At 42.1% G+C, this 2,871-nt stretch carries 2 protein-coding genes; both read right to left on the reverse strand.

Translation table 11 applies throughout. The features are described 5' to 3' along the window. Positions 1 to 613, reverse strand: a 613-nt coding sequence (locus KAH81_10295) for a hypothetical protein (protein MCK5834042.1), incomplete at its 3' end; no start/stop codon positions are given. Positions 614 to 677: 64 nt separating this feature from the next. Continuing rightward, positions 678 to 2,871, reverse strand: a 2,194-nt coding sequence (locus KAH81_10300) for a T9SS type A sorting domain-containing protein (GenBank protein ID MCK5834043.1), incomplete at its 5' end; no start/stop codon positions are given.

Consider the following 2,871-nt stretch of genomic DNA (forward strand, 5'->3'; position numbering starts at 1 on the left):
CACCTACACAATCTTCTACTTGGATTTCAATTCTTGTTGGAAATGAACCCCATAAAGGCGGAGCCGTATGCCCAAAACCCGGAGAAATAATATCGCCAACATTAACACAACAAGGTCCGGAATAAGAAGGATATAGGCAACTATCCGCACAACCGAACCCGGGTCTCGCACCTCTACCTGTTGGTGTAATAATGACAAAACCAGATGTATCCGATATGGTATCGATTTCGAGAATAAAATCTTGTTGTGCCGCCCATATAAGCTCCTCTATAGCTATGCTATCACGAAAGGGTTCTCCGTCATAATTCCACCAAACAGAGCGTTGACCGTTATAGCTAATGGAACCTCCGAAAGTCACTACAGCGATGCTTAAACTCGACCAATTTATCCCATCGGCATCATGGATATTTAACTGAATAATATGAAAAATATCGGAGGTGCAGTTATGACAGTCCCATTTGGCGGCTTTAACCGAATGAGTATAGTCAATATTTATATAATCGGCACAAACAAAACCCTCATGTTGCGGACTGACAAGGTCAATAACAGGCCTTTCTGCGAAAAGGCCAGTAGTAGTTATAAAGAAAACGAATATATAAAAACATTGCTTCATTCTAATACTCTCTTTAACTCCTCCCGCGTATTTTAATTTTACGCGGGAGGAGTTATTTGTCAAGCTACTTCAGTAGAAGAACCTTTTGAGTTAAAGTAGAGTTTGTCGTCTTTACTCGAACAAGATATAAACCGGAAGATACCGAAACGCCGGTTTCATCTATCCCGTTCCATACGTGTTTATATTGTCCGCTTCCCAATTCTCCGAGACAACTCTCATAGACCTTACTGCCGCATGTGTTATATACTTCGATATTCACCTGTGTCTCTTCGGGCAGGTTGAATTCGATATTGCAGGAAGCATTGAAAGGGTTTGGATTGACATTAATAGATAATTTATCAGGTTGAGAAACCTTATTTTCCGTTCTTCCCTTTGACAAACCGCCTGAACAAAGATGGTGAGTTACTTGGAGGACATCGATGTAATAATGTAGTTCTCCCGCTTTCTTGGTTATCAGAACTAATTCATCCGAGCCATTCATCGCGAAATGAATTGGGATGTATTCTTCGAAGTCGCCCCATAAAGGATCGATCGGAGTCGGATTATTGATTCGCGTAAAATCAATAGCCTCCCCCCACAACCAGTCCTGGCAGAACCACAATGGAAATCTTTCGCTATTAGAACTACCTCCCTCATCCCACACAGCCCAATAGTAATTAGGATAATCGGTAAACATATAATGCGTCCTTATACTATCGCTGTCGGTCGTTGGATATACTCCATAAGAATACCAATTTGCACCGGGCCATCCCAAACCCATGGGAATAGACGCAAAATCACATCCTTCGCTTGTATTCCAATTGAAATCGGCTTTTAGAAATTCCCATCCGAACGCTGCTTTTCCAGAACCCCACATACCTGCGTGTCCATATCCTCTACCAGCAAATTCCTCTACTGAAGTATTGAAATTACTTGTATGAATTCCTCCACCAGAATGTGGAATAAAAACATTAGAAGAGGGGGTCCACCATTCTCTTGCCCGTGTTGAAATAGATGCGTGGATATATATGATATCTGATCCAGGGACTCTTTTTAGAGCATTAATTAACCCAAAGTAATACCAATTGTCTTGATATGCTATATCGCGTGGATCTGACGCTACATCGAGGAACATAGTATCTTTAAACACTATAGAATCTCCAGATATATCGTAGGCTGCTATTACCCTTCTTATACTATCTGTCAAAGCGTTTGGGGTATCCAGTCCCATAACAAATGCATAATTACCGTAAAGTGCTACTTCACCGTAGATCTGCACTGTTTCGTCTAAATCCTCAAACGATAAATCATCTTTGTTAAGTTTCCACAAACCGTGTTTACCGGCGACATAAATATAATCTCCGTAAATTACTGCCGAATAACCTTCGTCAATTTCGGTTGTAGTGCATAGTTCTGCCGGTCCCACGGCCGCATCGCTGATATCATACTTTGTAAGTGTATATCCCCTACCGCAAACATATGCGTAATTCCCTTCTGTAACTATCCAACCATTAAACATCCAATCAGACGAAGGATTTATCTCAGTATGACCGGTCCATTCCACAGCAACATCGGAAGGGGAATAAGCGATTCTTTCCATCGTGAATGCCGCATGAGGCGTAGGCCTTCCCGAAACAAAAGACATAAGGTGGCTGCAAGGATCGGGAGAAACTGCGCCGTGTTCGTTATAATATGTTGCGTATGGAAGCATTACTGAGTCAGGTTCATGAACATCGATAACATAGAGAATTCCCGTATAGTCTGAAGTTGTCGTCATATAAGCCCAATCACCGGAAACCGCCACACCGCTCGGATTGCATCTTATTGCGCTATAGCATTCGCCCAGCCATTCGGATTCCCGCCAATCGAATATTTGAAACCCATTATAATAATCCGCGACATACAAGAAATCACCGTTAACATCGACATCTACACAATTCACCGGCCCATGTTCGGGATCGTAATCGAACAAGTCGTATTTAACCACCCCGCCGGTGGCAAAATGGTCTTCGAAATTGAAGATATAGACGCCATAAAAGGCTCCGCTCATAAATACTCGATAGTCCTTCGCTACAAGGTCTTTATTGAATTTGCCACACCGGATGTAAATATCGTGTAGTGGATTAGATATATCCGTCACATCGACTACCTCTAATCCATATCTACAGGAAATAAAAGCATGAGTGCCAGAAACATCTACATGGCGATATTCGACCGAAGGCGAATGGTGAAACGTCGATATGAGGTTTAATTCGTTTTCGTCGTAATCGTATTGATAG

It is taken from the genome of bacterium (assembly GCA_023145965.1).
Taxonomy (GTDB): domain Bacteria; phylum UBP14; class UBA6098; order UBA6098; family UBA6098; genus UBA6098.